Origin of the sequence: Streptomyces sp. AgN23, assembly GCF_001598115.1 — a bacterium.
Taxonomy (GTDB): domain Bacteria; phylum Actinomycetota; class Actinomycetes; order Streptomycetales; family Streptomycetaceae; genus Streptomyces; species Streptomyces antimycoticus.
The window spans coordinates 2,123,771-2,143,657 of record NZ_CP007153.1 but is presented as its reverse complement, the minus strand read 5'-3'; the positions used below and the strand labels follow the sequence as shown (position 1 = coordinate 2,143,657).

The following is a 19,887-nucleotide window of genomic DNA, read 5'->3' as shown; positions in this document are numbered from 1 at the left end:
GCCGCGCCGCCGCCCCCGACTTCCTTCCCCGTCTCCACTCGATAGGTGCCCCTCATGGCCGATGAAGAACAGCTTGTCGGATACCTGCGCAAGGTCACGACCGACCTCCAGAAGGCCCGTATCCGGCTGCGCGAGGTGGAGGAGAAGCAGGCCGAGCCCATTGCCGTGGTCGGCATCGGCTGCCGTTACCCGGGCGGGGTGACCTCCCCCGAGGACCTGTGGCGGCTGGTGATCGAGGGACGCGACGAGATCACCACGTTCCCCGAGGACCGCGGCTGGGACGTCGCCAACCTCTACGACCCCGACCCGGACGCCGTGGGCAAGTCGTACACCCGCGAAGGCGGCTTCCTGACCGGTGTGGACCGCTTCGACGCCGACTTCTTCGGGCTCAGCCCCCGCGAGGCGATGTCGATGGACCCCCAGCAGCGACTGCTGCTGGAGACCAGCTGGGAGGCGCTGGAGCGGGCCGGTATCGACCCGGCCGGCCGGCGCGGTTCGCGCACCGGTGTCTTCACCGGCGTGATGCACCACGACTACGGCACCCGCTTCCAGCAGGCCCCCGACGGCTTCGAGGGCTACCTGGCGGCGGGCAGCGCCCCGAGCATCGCCGCCGGACGCGTGTCCTACCTGTTCGGCTTCGAAGGCCCGGCCGTCACCGTCGACACCGCCTGTTCCTCCTCGCTGGTCTCCCTGCACCTGGCCTGCCAGGCACTGCGCGGCGACGAGTGCGACATGGCGCTTGCCGGCGGTGTCGCCGTGATGTCCACCCCCCTCTACTTCCAGGAGTACAGCCGGCAGCGGGTGCTGTCCCGGGACGGCCGCTGCCGCTCCTTCGCCGCCGACGGCGAAGGCACCGGCTGGTCCGAGGGCGTCGGCGTGCTCGTCGTCGAGCGGCTGTCCGACGCGCTGCGGCAGGGCCACCCGGTGCTCGCGGTCGTCCGCGGCTCCGCGGTCAACCAGGACGGCGCCTCCAACGGCATGACCGCCCCCAACGGCCCCTCTCAGCAGCGCCTCATCGAGGCCGCGCTGACCAGCGCCCGAATAGCGGCGGCCGAGGTCGACCTGATCGAGGCGCACGGCACCGGCACCCGGCTCGGCGACCCCATCGAGGCACAGGCGCTGTTCGCGACCTACGGCACCAGCCGCACTCCGGAGGACCCGGTCCACCTCGGCTCGCTGAAGTCCAACATCGGCCACACCCAGGCCGCCGCCGGTGTCGCCGGAATCATCAAGGCGATCCTCGCGATGCGGCACGGCACCATGCCGAAGAGCCTGTACGCGGACAACCCGACCGAAGAGGTCGACTGGTCGGCGGGCACCGTCCGGCTCCTGGACGAGGCCCGCCCCTGGGAGCGCGGCGCCCACCCGCGCCGGGCCGCGGTCTCCTCCTTCGGCATGAGCGGCACCAACGCGCACGTCATCCTGGAGGAGTTCACCGGCCCGCGGCAGGCCGCGGACGGTGAGCAGCCGCAGGGCGGCGACGGGCAGCCGGAACAGGCCGCGGAGCGCCCGGCCGCCGGACCGGTGCCCCTGGTGCTGTCGGGCAGGACCCCGCAGGCGGTCCTCGACCAGGCCGCCGCACTCCGCGGCCACCTGCTGGACCACCCCGGTCTGCGGCTGGACGACGTCGCCTGGACCCTGGCGGGCACCCGCACCCGCTTCGACCACCGCGCCGCGGTCACCGGTGACCGCGAGCAGGTCCTGTCCGCGCTGTCCGACGTTGAGCCGGTCACTGCCGGACCCGGCGGCGCCGCCCTGCTCTTCTCCGGCCAGGGCTCCCAGCGGCCGGGGATGGGCCGGGAGCTGGCCGGGCGTTTCCCGGTGTTCGCGCAGGCGCTGGACGAGGTGTGCGCGGTGGCGGACCCGCTGCTGGGCCGGTCGCTGCGCGAGGTGATGTGGGACGAGCCCGCGGAGGTGCTGGAGCGCACCGAGTACGCGCAGCCCGCCCTGTTCGCGTTCGAGTTGGCGCTGGCCAGGCTGTGGCAGTCCTGGGGCATCGGCATCACCGCCGTCGCGGGACACTCGGTCGGCGAGATCGCCGCCGCCGTCGTCGCGGGCGTCCTCAGCACCGAGGACGGCACCCGGATGGCCGTGGCCCGCGGGCGGCTCATGCAGGCGCTGCCCGAGGGCGGCGCCATGGTGGCCATCGCCGCCGACGAGGAGGAGATCCTCCCCACTCTGGACGGCGAGGTGGCGCTCGCAGCGGTCAACGGGCCCGGCGCCGTGGTCGTCTCCGGTGCCCAGGACGCCGTCGAGGCGGTCACCGCGCACTGGCGCGGCCAGGGGCGGCGCACCACGCGGCTGCGGGTCAGCCACGCCTTCCACTCCCCGCTGATGGAGCCGATGCTCGACGAGTTCGCCGTCGTTGTACGAGAACTCGACTTCCACGAGCCCGCCGTCACGTTCGCCACCTCCGCTGCCACCGACGAGCCGGTCAGCAGCCCCGGGTACTGGATCGACCACGTGCGGGCCGCCGTCCGCTTCGCCGACGCCCTGCACAAGCTCCCCGCCACCGGTGTGCTCATCGAGATCGGCCCCGATGCCGTACTGGTCCCGATGACGGGGGAGCGGACCGCCCTGGCCTCGTGCCGCCGCGACCGCTCCGAGGTTGCCACCGCGCTGGCCGCGCTCGGCTCCGCGCACGCCCACGGCACCACCGTGGACTGGGCCGCCGTGCTCCCCGGCCGCACCCAGGTGGACCTGCCCACGTACGCCTTCCAGCGCCGCACCTACTGGCTCGCCGCGCCACCGCCCTCCGGCGCCGGGATGGACGGCCTGGAGCACCCCGTCCTGTCCGGCGCCGTCGAACTGCCCGGCTCCGGCGGCGTCCTGCTCACCGGACGGCTCTCGCCCTCCGCCGACCCGTGGCTGGCCGACCACGCCGTGTACGACACCGTGCTGTTCCCGGGTACCGGCTTCCTGGAGCTATCCGCGAGCGCCGCGGCCCAGGTGGGCGCCGGAGAGGTCACCGACCTCGTCCTCGAAGCGCCCCTGGTCCTGCCCGACAGCGGCGTGGACGTACAGGTATGGGTGGCGCCCGACGAGGGCGCGGCGTCCCGCGACTTCGTCATCCGCTCCCGTGACGAGAACGGCGTCTGGACCAGCCACGCCACCGGTGCCATCGGCGCCGCCGCGCCGCCCGCCGCCGCCGACTGGGCCGCCGGCCCCTGGCCGCCCGCCGGTGCCGAACCCGTGCCGCTGGAAGGGCTCTACGAGCGGCTCGACACCCAGGGCTACCGCTACGGCCCAGTCTTCCGCGGACTGCGCGCGGTGTGGCGGCTCGGCGAGGACGTGTACGCCGAGGTCGCCCTGGACGAAGGACGGCAGGACGCCCGGTTCGCCCTGCACCCCGCGCTACTCGACAGCGCCCTGCACGTGCTGCCGCTCATCGACGGCTCCTACCGGGACCAGGTGCGGCTGCCGTTCACCTTCAGCCGGGCCGCCGTGCACGCCACCGGCGCCGGCGCGCTGCGCGTGCGGCTGCGCATCACCGACGCCGTCGTCGACTTCCGGGCCGCCACCACCACCGGGACCCCCGCACTGTCGGCCGGAGTGGTGCTGCGCGAGGTGGAGCGCACCCGGATCCGGGACGCCGCCGGTACCCGCCTCGGCTCCTGGCGGTACGAGGTGGTCTGGCAGCCGCTCGCCGACATGCCCACCGCCGCCATCGTCCCCGGCTCCTGGCTGGTGCTGGACGACTCCGCGGACTCCACCGGGGTCAGCGGGCTGCTGGAACGGGCCACCACCGTCGTCACGGACCCCGAGCCCGACCGTGCCGCACTGGCTGCCGCGCTCCCCGCCGGCCCGTACACCGGGGTACTCGTCCTGGTGTCCCGGCCGGAGACCCTGCTGGTCGCGCTCCAGGCGCTGGACGACGCCGGGATCGACGCACGCACCTGGTGCCTGACCGGGGACCCCCGGCAGGACCCCGACGTGGCTGCCGCCTGGGGCCTGGGCCGGGTCGCCGCACTGGAACTCCCCGACCGCTGGGGCGGTCTGATCGGCCTTCCGCGGGGGCCCGTGCAGGAGGAGGCAGGCCGCCGTCTCGCCGGCCTGCTCGCCGCGGGGGCGGCCGGACCGGTCGCCGAGGACCAGGTCCTCGTCGGCCCCGGCGAAACGCTGGCCCGCAGGCTGGTACCCGCCCCGCAGGCCGTGCCGTCCGGCGACGGCTGGACGCCCTCCGGCACCGTCCTGATCACCGGTGGCACCGGGGCGCTGGGCGGCCACGTCGCCCGCCGGCTCGCCGCCGCCGGCGGCGACTGCTCGCTGCTGCTGGTCTCCCGCCGCGGCCCCGACGCGCCCGGAGCGGACGACCTGGTTGCCGAACTGACCGCCCTGGGCGCCGACGTCCGCATCACCGCCGGTGACGTGGCCGACCCCGAGGTGGCAGCCGCCCTGCTGCGGGACGCGGCCGAGCGTGGCGCCCCGGTGCGCGCGGTCTTCCACGCCGCCGGGATCGCCGACGAGGCACCGCTGCTGGAGACCACCCCCGCGCGACTGCGCGAGGCCATGTCCGGCAAGGCCGCCGGTGCCCTCGCCCTCGACCGGGCACTCGGTGACACCGAGCTGGACGCCTTCGTGCTGTTCTCCTCCATCTCCGGCATCTGGGGCGCCGCCCACCAGGCCGGGTACGCCGCGGGCAACGCAGCCCTGGACGCCCTCGCCGCCCGCCGTCGGGCCCGCGGCCTGGCGGGCACCGGGCTGGCCTGGGGGCCGTGGGCCGGTGACGGCATGGTCGACGCGGACCTGGACGGCAGGCTGCGCCGCGTCGGGCTGACGCCGATGCCCGCGGCCGACGCCGTCGAAGCGCTCACGCACGCGCTGCACACCGCGGGCGACGCCGTCCTGGCCGACGTCAGCTGGCAGCGGTTCCTGCCCGTCTTCACCGCCTCCCGCCCCGCGCCGTTCTTCACCGCCCTCGCCCCCGCGGCACCCCGCGCCGCCGGCCCCGTCGCCCCGGAGGGCACCCTCGCGCAGCGGCTCGCCGGACTGGACGGCGCCGCCCGCCACACGGAACTGCTGCGCACGGTGCGCGAGCACATCGCGGCGGTGGCCGGTCACGTCGACCCCGCCGGGATCGACCCGGAGCGCCCGCTCCAGGAACTCGGCTTCGACTCGCTGATGTCCGTGGAACTGCGCAACCGGCTCTCCACCGCCGCCGGCACACGGCTGCCGGCGACCCTGGTCTTCGACCACCCCACGGCCACCTCCCTCGTCACCCGTCTGGAGCGCGAGTTCACGGCCCCCGTCGAGCCCGTCACCACCCCGGTCCGAGCCGCCGCGGCGTTCTTCGACGAGCCGATCGCCATCGTCGGCATGGGCTGCCGCTTCCCCGGTGACGTCTCCTCACCCGAGCAGCTGTGGCAGCTGGTCGACGAGGGCCGGGACGCGATCACCCCCTTCCCCTCCGACCGCGGCTGGGACCTGGCCAACCTCTACGACCCGGACCCGCAGCGGACCGGCCGCACCTACACGCGCGAGGGCGGCTTCGTCACCGACCCCGCGGCCTTCGACGCGGCGTTCTTCGGCATCTCGCCGCGCGAGGCCCTGGCGATGGACCCGCAGCAGCGGCTGCTCCTGGAGACCGCCTGGGAGGCGGCGGAGCGCGCCGGAATCGACCCGCAACGGCTGCGCGGCAGCCGCACCGGGGTCTTCGCCGGCGTGATGTACAACGACTACCTCAACCGGCTCAACGGCATCCCCGATGGCCTCGAAGGCATCATCGGCATCGCCAACAGCAACAGCGTGATGTCCGGACGGCTGTCCTACCTGCTCGGTCTGGAGGGCCCTGCGGTCACTGTGGACACCGCCTGCTCCACCTCGCTGGTGACACTCCACCTGGCCTGCCAGTCGCTGCGGCAGGGCGAGTGCGACCTGGCCTTCGCGGGCGGCTCGACGGTGCTGGCCTCGCCCAACATCTTCGTGGAGTTCAGCCGCCAAGGCGGGCTCGCCCGGGACGGCCGCTGCAAATCCTTCTCCGCCGACGCGGACGGTACCGGCTGGTCCGAGGGCACCGGCGTATTGGTCGTCGAGCGGCTCAGCGACGCCCGGCGGCTCGGGCACGAGGTGCTGGCCGTCATCCGCGGCTCCGCGGTCAACCAGGACGGCGCCTCCAACGGGATGACCGCCCCCCACGGCCCCTCGCAGGAGCGTGTCGTGCGGGAGGCACTGGAGCGCTCCGGACTGGAGCCCGCCGAGATCGACGCCGTCGAGGCGCACGGCACGGGCACCCGGCTCGGCGACCCCATCGAGGCCCAGGCATTGCTGAGCGTCTACGGGCGCGAACGCGACCCGGAGCGGCCCCTGTACCTCGGCTCGCTCAAGTCCAACATCGGCCACACCCAGGCCGCCGCCGGTGTCGGCGGCGTCATCAAGATGGTGATGGCCCTGCGCCACCAGAGCCTGCCGCGCACCCTGCACGCCGGGACCCCGTCCCCCGAGGTGGACTGGTCCTCCGGCACCGTCGCCCTGCTCGACGAGGCCCGGCCGTGGCCCACCGGCGGCCCGCCGCGCCGGGCCGGCGTCTCCTCGTTCGGCATCAGCGGCACCAACGCCCACGTGCTGCTGGAAGAGGGCGACCCGCTCACCGTCCCGGAGCCCGCCGAGCCCGGCACGGTGCCGGTGGTCCTCTCCGCCCGCACCCCCGAGGCACTGCCCGCCCAGGCCCGGGCCCTGCACTCCCACCTGCTGGACGCACCGGACCTCGGCCCCGCCGACATCGCCGGGCCGCTGACCACCGTACGGTCCGCCTTCGAGCACCGGGCCGCGGTCGTCACCGCCGACCGGCAGGCGCTGCTCGACAGCCTGGCCGCCCTCGGCGATCCGCAGGCCGTCGCCCCCGCCGGCACGGTCACCGGCAGGGCGGCGGACGGCCGCGTCGCCATGCTCTTTCCCGGCCAGGGCTCCCAGTGGCCCGGCATGGCCCGGGAACTGCTCGACACCGACGCGGTGTTCGCCGAGTCGATCCGTGCCTGTGCGGACGCCCTGGACCCGCTGGTGGACTGGTCGCTGCTGGACATGCTGCGCAGCACCGACAAGGACGCGCTGGCGGACGTGGACGTCGTCCAGCCCGTCCTGTTCGCCGTGATGGTGTCCCTGGCCCGGGTCTGGCAGTCCTGCGGTGTCACCGTCGACGCCGTGGCCGGCCACTCCCAGGGCGAGATCGCCGCCGCCTGCGTGGCCGGAGCGCTCTCGCTCGCCGACGGAGCACGGGTGGTCGTCACCCGCTCCCGGCTGCTGCGCGAGCTGTCCGGCACCGGCGGGATGGTGTCGGTGGAGCTGCCCGCTGCCGACCTGGAGTCCTGGCTGGGGGACGGCCTATCGGTCGCCGCGGTCAACGGCCCGGACTCCACGGTGGTCTCCGGAGGCAACGAGGCACTGGACGCCCTGATGGCCAGGGCCGAGCGGGAAGGCGTACGAGCCCGCCGTATCGACGTGGACTACGCCTCGCACTCCACCGGGATGGAGGTGCTCCGCGAGCGGCTCGTCGCCGAGCTCGACGGCATCGAGCCGCGAGACGGCACCGTGCCGCTGTACTCCACGGTGACGGGCACCCGGCTCTCCGGCGGCGAACTCGACGCCGCCTACTGGTACCGCAACCTGCGCGAGACCGTGCGGTTGCAGACGGCGGTCGAGGCGCTGGCCGCCGACGGCTACCGGTTTTTCGTCGAGTGCAGCCCTCACCCGGTGCTCGCCGTCGGCCTCGGCCGGACGCTGGGCGAGCGGGGCGCCGTCCTCGGCACACTGCGCCGGCGCTTTGGCGGCCGCGACCGGATACTGCTGTCCCTGGCCGAGGGCTGGGTGCAGGGACTGCCCGTGCGGTGGAACGACACCGTACGGCCCGGCGGCCGTGCCGACCTGCCCACGTACGCCTTCCAGCGCGAGCGGTTCTGGCTCGACTCGCAGGACACCCCGGCCGTACTGTCCGAGACGGACGCGCGGTTCTGGGACGCCGTGGACCGCGAGGACATGAAGGAGCTCGCCGCCCAGATCGGCCCAGCGGACGGGCTGACCAGCGTGCTGCCCGCGCTGGCCCGTTGGCGCCGCGAGAGCCGCCGGCAGTCGGTGCTGGACAACTGGCGCTACGCCACCGCCTGGCGCCCGCGGCCGGTGGACACCGGCGCCGGGCCGACCGGCCCCTGGCTCGTCCTGGACACCGGTACGGACGCGGCCGAGGCCGTCTGCGCGCTGCTGACCGCCGCGAAGCTCGACGTGCGCCGGCTGACGCTGGAGCCCGGCGAGACCGACCCCGCCGCGCTGGCCGAGCGGATCGCTGAGCACGGAACCGTCCTCAGCGGTCTCCTCTCCCTGCTCGCGCTGGACGAGCGCCCGCACCCGGAGCTGCCGGGCATGACCTGCGGCCTGGCGCTGACGGTCACCGCCGTCAAGGCACTGAAGGACACCGCAGTGCCCCTGTGGGCGGTCACCACCGGAGCCGTGGGCACCGGGGATCAGGCGCCCGAGCACCCCGGCCAGCACCAGGTCTGGGGTCTGGGCCGGGTCGCCGCGCTGGAGTTCCCGCGCCGCTGGAGCGGACTCGTGGACCTGCCCGCCGAGCCCTCGGAACAGGACACCGCGCTGCTGCTCGGCATCCTGGCCGGAGCCGGTGCGGAGGACCAGTGGGCGGTGCGCGACGGCGAGGCCCGGGTACGCCGTCTGGTGCGCCACCAGCGCCCGGCCGGGGGGACCAACCCCGCCTGGCAGCCGGCGGGCACCGTGCTGATCACCGGTGCCAACGGCTCGCTCGGCCCGCACCTGGCCCGCTCGGTGGCCGCCCGCGGCGCCCGCCACATCGCCCTGCTCAGCAGGCGCGGCGACCAGGCGCCCGGCATGGCCGAGCTGTCCGCCGAACTCGCGGAGGCCGGCACCGCGGTCACCGTGCTCGCCTGCGACGTACGCGACGCGCAGGCGCTGGAGGCCGCACTGGGATCCCTGGCCGCCGACGGGCACCGGGTGACCACTGTCCTGCATGCGGCCGCCCATCTGGACATCGCCCCCCTGGCGACCACCACGCTGGAGGAGTTCGCCGAGGTGGTGCACGCCAAGGTGAACGGAGCGATCCACCTCGCACGGCTGCTCGACCCGGCGGACCTGCGAGAACTTGTCCTGTTCTCCTCCATCGCCGGAGTGTGGGGGAGCGGTGACCACGGCGCCTATGCCGCGGCCAACGCCTTCCTCGACTCCTTCGCCGAGCAGCAGCGCGCTGCCGGGCTGCCGGTCACCTCCGTCGCCTGGGGCATCTGGGACGAGCAGATCACCAAGGAACGCACCGACGCCGACGCGGTGGTCCGCCGCGGCCTGCCGTTCATCGACCGCGACACCGCCTTCGAGGGCCTGTACCAGACACTCGCCGACGAAGAGGCGTTCGTGGCCATCGCCGCCGTGGACTGGCCCACCTTCGTACCGGTGTTCACCTCCGGACGTGACACCCGGCTGCTGGCCGAGATCCCGGAGGCGGCGGGCGAACCCGCCGCCGGGCAGGACGGGCAGAGCGGGGAGGGCGGCGCGCTGCGCGAAAGGCTGGCCGCGCTGACCCCGGCGGACCGCGCACGGACCCTGGCCGAACTCGTCCAGGCGCACGCCGCGAGCGTGCTCGGGCACGGCGGGGACGGCATGGTCGAGGCCGACGCCGCCTTCCGGCAGGCCGGGTTCGACTCGCTGCTCTCCGTCGAGCTGCGCAACCGCCTGGCCGCCGCGACCGGTCTGACCCTGCCGCCGACCCTGGTGTTCGACTACCCCACCCCGGCCGAACTGGCCGGACATCTGGGGGAACTGCTGACGGACGTCGACGGGGACTCCGCGGAGTCCCTGCTGACCCGCATCGACCAGTTGGAGGCGGACATCCGCCGCTCGCTCGACGACGAGACCGTCCGCGGACGTCTGGCCTCGCGGATCGGCGCGCTGATGACCGTCGTCCGCCCGCCGCGGGCCCCGGGGGAGGACAGCGGGCTGGAGTCCGCCGACAGCACCGAGAAACTGCTCGACCTGCTCGACCGGCAGTTCGGCGAGGCCTGAGCCCGATCAGGGTGGGAGAGAAGAAGTGAGCAACGACCACAGCACCGAGGAACGCCTCGGACGGCATCTGCGCAGGATGAGCGCGGACCTGCGCGACGCACAGACCAGGGTCCGCGAACTGGAGGACCGCGCCCGCGAACCGATCGCCGTCGTGGCGGCGGCCTGCCGCTACCCCGGCGGGGTCCGCACGCCCGAGGACCTGTGGGATCTGGTCGCGCGGGGCGGTGACGCCATCACCGGGCTGCCCGTCAACCGCGGCTGGGACGTCGCCGGGATGTACGACCCGGACCCGGACGCTTCCGGGCGCAGCTACAGCCGGGCCGGCGGCTTCGTGCACGACGCCGACCAGTTCGACGCCGAGTTCTTCGACATCTCGCCCCGCGAGGCCGCCGCCATGGACCCGCAGCAGCGGCTGCTGCTGGAGGTCTGCTGGGAGGCGGTGGAGCGGGCCGGGATCGACCCGCGCACGCTCCGCGGCAGCACCACCGGCGTGTTCGCCGGATCCAACATCCAGGACTACGGCCAGGTGCTCGCGGACGCGGGTGAAGCAGCCGAGGGCTACGTCGTCACCGGCTCCACCGGTGCCGTGGTGTCCGGCCGGATCTCCTACGCCCTGGGCCTCCAGGGGCCGTCGGTGACCGTGGACACCGCCTGCTCCTCCTCGCTCGTCGCCCTGCACCAGGCCGCGCAGGCCCTGCGCAACGGCGAGTGCACCGCCGCCCTGGCGGGCGGGGTGACGGTGCTGACCACACCGACGGCCTTCTCCGAGTTCAGCCGGCAGCGCGCGCTCGCCCCCGACGGCCGCTGCAAGGCGTTCGGGGCCGGTGCCGACGGCTTCGGCCTCGCCGAGGGTGCGGGCATGCTACTGCTGCAACGGCTCTCCGACGCCCACCGGCTCGGCCGCCCCGTGCTCGCCGTCATCACCGGCTCGGCCGTCAACCAGGACGGCGCCTCCAACGGCATCACCGCGCCCAACGGCCCCTCGCAGGAGCGGGTCCTGCGCGCCGCGCTGGACGCCGCCGGGTGGTCCGCCGGAGACGTGGACCTGATCGAGGCGCACGGCACCGGCACCGCACTCGGAGACCCCATCGAGGCCCGCGCGCTGCTCGCCGTGCACGGCCCGGTCCGAGACCCCGCGAGCCCCCTCCTCATCGGCTCGGTGAAGTCCAACATCGGCCACACCCAGGCCGCCTCCGGCGTCGCCGGGGTGATCAAGGTCGCCATGGCGCTGCGGCACGGGACGCTCCCGCCGACCCTGCACGCCGACCCGCCCAGCGACCAGGTCGACTGGTCGCCGGGCACCGTCCTGCCGCTGACCGAGGTCCGCTCCTGGACACGCAGCGCCGACCGCCCCCGGCGTGCCGGGGTCTCCTCCTTCGGCATCAGCGGCACCAACGCCCACGTCCTCATCGAGGAGGCTCCCGCCCCCGCCGCCCCGGACACGCAGGAGCCGTCCGGCGCCGCCCCGGCCGCCGTAGGCGGCCCCGCCCCGTGGCTGCTGTCCGCCCGCACCGGAGAGGCGCTGCGCGAGCAGGCCGCCGCACTGCTGAAGTGGTCCGCCGCCCGGCCCGGCACCGACCCCTACCGGACCGCCCGCGCCCTGGCCACCACCCGCAGCCGCTTCGAGCACCGGGCCGTCGTCCTGGGCGACGACCTGCCGGCCCTGGAGGAGGGGCTGGCAGCCCTGGCCGGGGGCATGGAGACACGCCGGGCGATGACCGGTACCGCCCGGCCCGCCGGGCGCCTCGCCTACGTCCTGACTGGCCAGGGCAGCCAACGCCCCGGTATGGGCAAGGAGCTGTACGAGACCTTCCCCGCGTTCGCCGCCGGCTACGACGAGGTGTGCGAGGCGTTCGCACCGCATCTGGCGGAACCTCTGCGCGAAGTGGTCCTGGAAGGCTCCCCCCTGCTTGACCGTACCGAGTACGCCCAGCCCGCGCTGTTCGCCCTCCAGGTAGCCCAGGCCGCCCTGCTGGACAGCTGGGGGATCCGTCCCGACCGGTTGCTGGGCCACTCCATCGGCGAACTCGCCGCGGCCCGGATCGCCGGGGTCTGGTCCCTGCCCGACGCCTGCGCGGTGGTCGCCGCCCGCGGCCGGCTGATGCAGGCCCTGCCCGGCGGCGGCGCGATGGCCGCCCTCAAGGGCTCGGAGGCCGAGGTGCGCGCCCTGCTCGACGGCAGGGAGGACCGGCTGGGCCTGGCCGCCGTCAACGGCCCCCGTGCGGTCGTGATCTCCGGCGACGAGGACGCCGTCGGCGAGGTCGCCGACGCCTGGCGGGGCCGGGGCCGCCCCGTCAAGCTGCTCAACGTCAGCCACGCCTTCCACTCCCCGCGCATGGACCCCATGCTCGACGATTTCCTCGCCGTCACCTCCTCGGTCCGCCGCTCCGCACCGTCCGTCCCGCTCGTCTCGAACGTCACCGGCGCCTTCGCCACCGCTGAGGACCTCGCCGACCCCGCCTACTGGGTGCGGCACGTACGGGAGGCCGTTCGGTTCCACCAAGGCGCGCAGATCCTCGAGGCCGACGGTGTCACCGCCTTCCTCGAACTCGGGCCCGACGGGGTCCTGACGGGCATGCTCACGGACTGCCTGACCGACCGGGACACGCTGTCCGTGCCGCTGCTGCGCCGGGACCTGCCCGAGCCGCAGGCCGCGCTCACCGCCCTGGCCCGGCTGTACTGCCAGGGCACGGAGCCCGACTGGGCCGCGCTGCTGCCCGGGGACGGCGCGGGTCACCTCGACCTGCCGACGTACCCCTTCCAGCGCGAACGGCACTGGCTGGACGTCCCCGCCGGGGGCGCCAGGGCCCAGGACACCCGTCTGCGGGAGCTGCTGGCCGCCGGACCGGCCGCGCTGACCGGCGAACTCGGCCTGCCCGAGGACGCCGGCCTGGCCACCGTCCTGCCCGCGCTCCAGGAGCGGCTGTCCGCCGCCGCCACACCCGCCGGAGGCTGGCGCTACACGGCCGCGTGGCGGCCCGTACCCGCCACCGGCCGCACTGTGTCCGGCACCTGGCTCCTCGTCGGGAACGGCGGGCACGAGCAGGCCGCCGAGTGGCTCACCTCCCAGGGCGCCCGCGTGGTACCGGTCGGGACGCACTCCGGCCGGGACGGCCTCGCCGCGGCGCTCGCCGCCGCCGGACCGGCCGAGGGCGTGCTCAGCACCCTGGCCCTGGACCGCCCGTCCGGTGCGGCCGCCGCCACCCTCACCCTCGTACAGGCCCTCGGCGACGCCCGGATCACCGCACCGCTGTGGTGCCTCACCCGCGGAGCCGTCGACGCCGGGGACGGCGCGCCCGACCCGGACGCCGCACAGGTGTGGGGACTCGGCCGGGTCGTGGCCCTGGAGCACCCGGACCGCTGGGGCGGCCTGGTGGACCTGCCCGCGGCCGGTGACGAGAGCACCGGCGGACTGCTGGCCGCAGCGCTCACCGGCGCCGAGGACCAGCTCGCGGTGCGCTCCGGCGGGCTGCTGGCCCGCCGCATCGCCCGGCTGCCCATGGCCCCGGCGGAGCCGCTGAACCCGCACGGGACCGTCCTGGTCACCGGCGGCACCGGCGGCATCGGCGCCCACGTGGCCCGAGCGCTGGCCGCCCGCGGAGACGTCCATCTGCTCCTCGCCGGGCGCCGCGGACCGCAGGCCCCCGGCGCGGAACCGCTGCGCGCCGAACTGGAAGCCCTCGGTGCCACCGTGACCCTCGCCGCCTGCGACGTCTCCGACCGTGACGCGCTCGCCTCGCTGCTGGAGTCCGTACCGGCCGGGCAGCCCCTGAGTGCCGTCTTCCACACCGCCGGAGTCCTCGACGACGGCGTGCTGGACGGTCAGGACGCCGGACGGTTCGCTCGTGTCGCGGCGCCCAAGGCTACCGCCGCCGACCATCTGCACGAGCTGACGAAGCACCTCCCGCTCGACGCATTCGTGCTGTTCTCCTCGCTGTCCGGAGTGCTGGGCAACGCCGGACAGGGCAACTACGCCGCGGCCAACGCCCATCTGGACGCGCTCGCCGAGCACCGGCGCGCGCTCGGCCTGCCCGCCACCTCCGTCGCCTGGGGCCCCTGGGCCGAAGAGGGCATGGCCGGACGGGTGGACACCGGGCAGCTGCGCCGCGCGGGCCTGCGGCCCATGCCCGCGCCGCACGCCCTGGAGGCCCTGTGGCAGGCCATCGGCGAGTCCACCCCTTCGCTGCTCGTCGCCGACGTGGACTGGGACGCCTACGCGGCCAAGGTCTGCGCCGCGCGCCCCAGCCCGCAGCTCGCGGAACTCACCGCCGGGCCGGGCACCGCCACCGCCGAGGGCACCCTCGTCCAGCGCCTGGTTGGCCGGACCGAGGGCGAACAGCGGACCGTACTCCTGGAGACCCTGCGCACCGAGATCGCCGCCACCCTGGGGCACACCGACGGGCGGCAGCTTCCGCCCGACCGCACCTTCCAGGCCCTGGGCTTCGATTCCCTCACCGCCGTCGAGCTGCGCAACCGGCTCGACCGCGTCACGGGCGTCGAGCTGCCCGCCACGCTCGTCTTCGACCATCCGACGCCCGAGGCCCTGGCCGCCTTCCTGCACACCGAGACGCTGCGCGAGATCTCCGCCGGGCCCGAGACCCTGCTCGGCGAGATCGACCGGCTCGACGCGCTGCTCAGCGCCGCCGACCTCGACCGCGACGGGCGCGGCATCGTCACCGCCCGACTACGCGAGCTGGAACGGAGGCTGGAAGGCGGCGGACGCTCCGACAGCAGCGCCCCGGCCGTCCTGGACGGCGACTCCACCGCCGGTGACGTCATCGACTTCATCACCGACCAACTGGGCATCACCGCGCCCGACGAGGTGAACTGACTATGACCAGTGAACGCGAACTGCTCGGCTACCTGCGCAAGGTCAGCACCGAACTGCACGAGACGCGTGAACGCCTGCGTGTGGTCGAGGAGGCCGCCGCGGAACCGATCGCCATCACCGCCATGAGCTGCCGGTTCCCCGGACAGGTGGACACGCCCGAGCAGTTGTGGGATGTCCTGAGCCAAGGCCGTGACGTGATCGGCGACTTTCCCACGGACCGCGGCTGGGACCTGGAGGCCGTCTACGACCCGGACCCGGAGCGGCCTGACACCTGCTACGTGAACAACGGCGGCTTTCTGGAGGACGCCCCCGGGTTCGACGCGGAGTTCTTCGGACTGTCCCCGCGCGAGGCCCTGGCCATGGACCCGCAGCAGCGGCTGCTGCTGGAGACCTCCTGGGACCTTTTCGAGGCGCTGGGCACCGACCCGGCGGCTCTGCGCGGCTCCCGCACCGGTGTCTTCGTCGGCGCTGGAGCACAGGACTACCTGACCACGGCGGCACAGTCCGCGGGGGAGACCCGCGGCCATCTGGCCACCGGCAACGCGATGTCGGTGGCCTCCGGCCGGGTCGCCTACACCTTCGGCCTGGAGGGGCCTTCCCTCACCGTCGACACCGCATGCTCCTCGTCGCTGGTCGCCCTGCACCTCGCCTGCCGCGCGCTGCGGGCCGGCGAGTGCGACCTGGCCTTGGCCGGCGGCGCCACGGTGATCGCCAGCCCGCTGATGTTCATCGAGTTCTCCCGCCAGCGCGGACTCGCCCCGGACGGGCGCTGCAAGCCCTTCGCGGAGGCCGCGGACGGCACCGGCTGGGCCGAGGGCGCCGGACTGCTTGCCCTGGAGCGGCTGTCGGACGCCCGCCGGGCCGGCCGCCAGGTACTCGCCGTGGTACGCGGCTCCGCGGTCAACTCCGACGGCGCGTCCAACGGCCTGACCGCACCCAACGGTCCCTCGCAGCAGCGGGTGATCCGGCAGGCGCTCGCCGCCGCCGGGCTCTCCCCGGCCCAGGTCGACGCGGTCGAGGCGCACGGCACCGGCACCCGGCTCGGCGACCCCGTGGAGGCCCAGGCACTGCTGGCCACCTACGGCCGGGAGCGGGCAGGGAGCGACCCGCTGTGGCTCGGCTCGCTGAAGTCCAACCTCGGCCACACCCAGGCCGCGGCCGGTGCCGCCGGGATCATCAAGATGGTGCTGGCGATGCGCAACGGTGTACTGCCGCGCACCCTGCACGTGGACCGGCCGAGCCCGCACGTCGACTGGAGCAGCGGCGGTGTACAGCTGCTGACCGAGGAACGCGAGTGGCCCGCCGGGGAGCGCGTCCGCCGGGCCGGTGTCTCCTCGTTCGGCATCAGCGGCACCAACGCCCACATCATCCTGGAGGAGGCACCGAGGGAGGAGACGCCGCAGGAGACGGCGGCCCCTGCCCCGGCCACCCCGGTCGCCTGGGTGCTGTCGGCCCGTACCCGCGAGGCGCTGGAGGCCCGCTGCGCCGCGGTCGCGCGTATCGGCGGACCGGCGGCGGGCATCGGCACCGCCCTCGCCGGACGCGCCGGGCGCCTCGCGCACCGCGCCGTCGTGATCGGTGAGGAGACCGGCCGGATGGCCGCCGCGCTGCTGGACACCCCGCCGTACGCGGAGGCCGACGAGACCCCCGAGGTCGTCCTGCACCTGCCCGAGCCCGGCCCCGGCACGCCCGGACAGGTCCGGGCCTGGGCCGCCGCTCTACCGGCCTACGCCGCCGCGCTGGAACGGGCGCGCACCGAGGTGACGGAGAGCTCCGGCCAGGACCCGCTGGACACCGCGCAGGAGGGCGACGGCGGGCAGCTGACGTCGTTCACCGGGCTGCTCGCAGCCGCCCGCATGTGGCAGGCACACGGCGTGGCACCGGTGTGGTGCACCGGGGACGGCGACGGCGCGCGCGTCGCCGCCTACCTCAACGGCGGCCTGACGCTGGAGCAGGCCACGGGCCGGGAACCGCTGCCGTCCGCCGAACCGCCCGCCGCCGCGGCACTCCGGATCACGGTGCAGGCAGGCCCCGGGCCGGCCGCCCCGGCCGACCGCGGCGCACTGCTGTCGGCCCTCGCGGACCTGTGGCTGCGCGGCGTACCGGTGGACTGGACGCGCACCTACGACGGCGTGCCGGCCGCCCCCGTGCCGTTGCCCGGCTACCCGTTCCGGCACACCCGCTTCTGGCCGGACGGCCGGGCCGCGGCCGACCTGGCGGCGGCCGGTCTGGAGGACGCCGGACACCCGCTGCTCGGCGCACTGATCGGCGGAGTGGACGACGACTCGGTGTCCGCCTCCGGGCGGCTGTCGCTGTCCGCGCAGCCGTGGCTGGCCGAACACGTCGTCGACGGCCGCGTCTTCGTACCCGGCACCGGCCTCGTCGAGCTGGCCCTGCACCTGGCCCGCGCCACCGGCTGTGACCAGGTGGAACAGCTCGTCCTGGAGACGCCGCTGGTCCTGGAGACCGGCGAGGCGCGGCTGTTGCGGGTGGCGGCGGCAGCCCCGGACGCCCGCGGCGCCCGCGCCGTAACCGTGCACTCCCGCGCCACGGCGGACACCGAGTGGACCCGCCACGCGTCGGGCACCCTGGCGCCCGGCCTGCCGGCACCGGCCGACGCGGCGCCCTGGCCGCCGCCCGCCGCCGAACCCCTGGAGACCACCGGGCTCTATGCACGGCTGTCCGCTGCCGGACTGGACTACGGGCCGCTGTTCCGCGGCCTGACCCGGGCCTGGGCCGCGGACGGCGAGCTGTACGCCGAGGTGGAGCTGGACGAGCGGGCCCACGGCGCGGCCCGCCGGTTCGGCCTGCACCCGGCCCTGTTCGACAGCGCCCTGCACACCCTGGCGCTGCGGGGCGGCGCGGACACCACCCCCGTACTGCCGTTCCTGTGGGAGGGCGTCGGCCTGCACGCGAGCGGCGCCACCCGGCTGCGGGTCCGGGTCCGTGGCGGCGAGGGGGAACCCGCCGCGCTCGACCTGGCGGACGGCGAGGGCCTGCCGGTGGCCACCGTCGGCGCCCTGACCGTACGCCCGCTGGGCGAAGCCGGATCCGCCGCCGACCGCGAGATGCGCGACAGCCTGTTCCGGCTGGACTGGGCCCCCTGCGATGAGCAGGCCGAGCCTGCCGGGCAGCGCTGGGCCGTCGTCGGCGACCCCGGCCACTCGGCCGACCTGTGGAGCGGCGTCACCGTCACCGCCACCGGCGCCACCCTGCCGGAGGTCACCGCGGACCAGGACACGCCCCCGGACACCGTGGCCCTGTGGTGGCCCGTCGACGGCAGCGGCGACTCGGCACAGGAGGCCCACGAGGCACTCGGCCGGGCCCTGGAGACGCTCCAGCACTGGCTGGCCGCCGACCACATGTCCGGCAGCCGATTGGTCCTCCTGACCCGGGGAGCGGTGAGCATCGGTGACGGCGCCCCGGCCGACCCGGTGCAGGCCGCGGTGTGGGGCCTGGTGCGCTCCGCGCAGTCCGAACACCCGGACCGCTTCGTCCTGGTCGACCTGGACGACCGGCCGGTGTCCGCCATGGCCGTCCCGGCCGCGCTGGCGGACGGCGAGACCCAGTACGCCATCCGTGAGGGTCGCCCACACATCGCGCGGCTGGTGCGCGCCGAGCCGCCCGCCCCCCGGGAGGCCGCCGCGCAGGACGACACGCTCCCCGCCCGCGGCCCGGCCGCCGCGGGCTGGAACCCCGAGGGCACCGTCCTGATCACCGGCGGCACCGGCGGTCTGGGCAAGCTGATCGCCCGCCACCTCGTCACCGCCTGCGGCATCCGGCACCTGCTGCTGGTCAGCCGCAAGGGTATGGCCGCCGAAGGCGCGGAGGAACTGTGCGCCGAACTCGGCGCGGGCGTGACGGTGGAGGCATGCGACCTGACCCTCCCCGGCGCCGTGGACGAGCTGCTGGCCACCGTGGCCCCCGAGCACCCGCTCACCGCCGTCGTGCACGCCGCCGGTGTGCTCGACGACGCCGTGATCCAAGCGCTCAGGCCGAACACCCTGTCCGACGTGCTGCGCCCCAAGGCCGACGCCGCCTGGGCACTGCACCGGGCCACCGCGGACCTGGACCTGGCCGCCTTCGTGATGTTCTCCTCCGCCGCGGGCGTCCTGGGCGCACCCGGCCAGGGCAACTACGCCGCCGCCAACGCCTTCCTCGACGGCCTCGCCCAGCACCGCAGGGCTGCGGGGCTGCCCGCCGTCTCCCTGGCCTGGGGCCTGTGGCAGCAGAGCAGCGGCCTGACCGCCTCGGTTACCGGCACCGACGTGCGCCGGATGGGCCGGATCGGGCTCGGCCAGCTCCCCACCCGGCTCGGCCTGGACCTGTTCGACGCCGCCACCGGCGGTGACGGTGACGCCGTCCTCCTCCCGGCCCGCCTCGACGTACGGGTGCTGCGGTCACGCGCCGACGCGCCCGACCTGCCGGCCCTGCTGCACCGGCTGGCGGGCCGAACCGCCTCCGCGCGGGCCCAGCAGGACACCGCACTGCGCGACGAGTTGGCCGCCCTGTCCCCGGCCGACCGCGAGACCAGGCTGCTGGCCCTCGTACGGCAGAAGGCGGCCGAAGTCCTCGGCCACTCCTCGGCCTCCGCGGTCCAAGCCGACCAGGCCTTCACCGACCTGGGCTTCGACTCGCTCACCGCGGTCGAACTGCGCAGCCGGCTCACCGCCGCCACCGGCCTCACCCTGCCCGCGGGCGTGGTGTTCGACTTCCCCTCTCCGACCGGGCTCGCCCAGCACCTCGCCGGACGCCTGGCGCCCGAGCGGGCCGTCTCCCCGGTCGACACCGGTATCGACCAGCTCGCCCGGCTGCTGGCGGAACAGGACCCGCAGGGCGAGGAGCGGCGGCGCGTCACGGACCGGATGCGCGCCCTGCTGTGGCGGTGGACCGACGGACTGGAGGACGTACCGGGAGCGGCCGGTGACACCGGCGAGCCCGAGGACGACGTGGACGACGAGGACATCTTCGCCCTGGTGGACCGGGAGCTGGGCATGGACTGAGCCCCGCCCCCGCCCCCGCCCCGCCCGTACCGCCCGAGG

General features: G+C 75.2%; 3 protein-coding genes. All 3 read left to right on the top strand.

Annotation, left to right across the window (positions count from 1 at the left end):
- The first annotated feature begins 54 nt into the window (after window positions 1-54).
- The 3 genes from AS97_RS47110 to AS97_RS48515 are packed head-to-tail and all read left to right on the top strand — an operon-like array spanning window position 55 to window position 19,848.
- A complete protein-coding gene (locus tag AS97_RS47110; protein ID WP_247204296.1) occupies window positions 55-10,014 on the top strand; it encodes a type I polyketide synthase in 9,960 nt (3,319 codons plus the stop codon).
- Window positions 10,015-10,039: 25 nt separating this feature from the next.
- Entirely contained in the window at window positions 10,040-14,845 is a 4,806-nt protein-coding gene (locus AS97_RS09420; RefSeq protein ID WP_247204295.1) for a type I polyketide synthase, read from the top strand.
- A 2-nt stretch (window positions 14,846-14,847) separates the two neighbouring features.
- A complete protein-coding gene (locus AS97_RS48515) occupies window positions 14,848-19,848 on the top strand; it encodes an SDR family NAD(P)-dependent oxidoreductase (protein ID WP_059149071.1) in 5,001 nt (1,666 codons plus the stop codon).
- Window positions 19,849-19,887 lie beyond the last annotated feature (39 nt).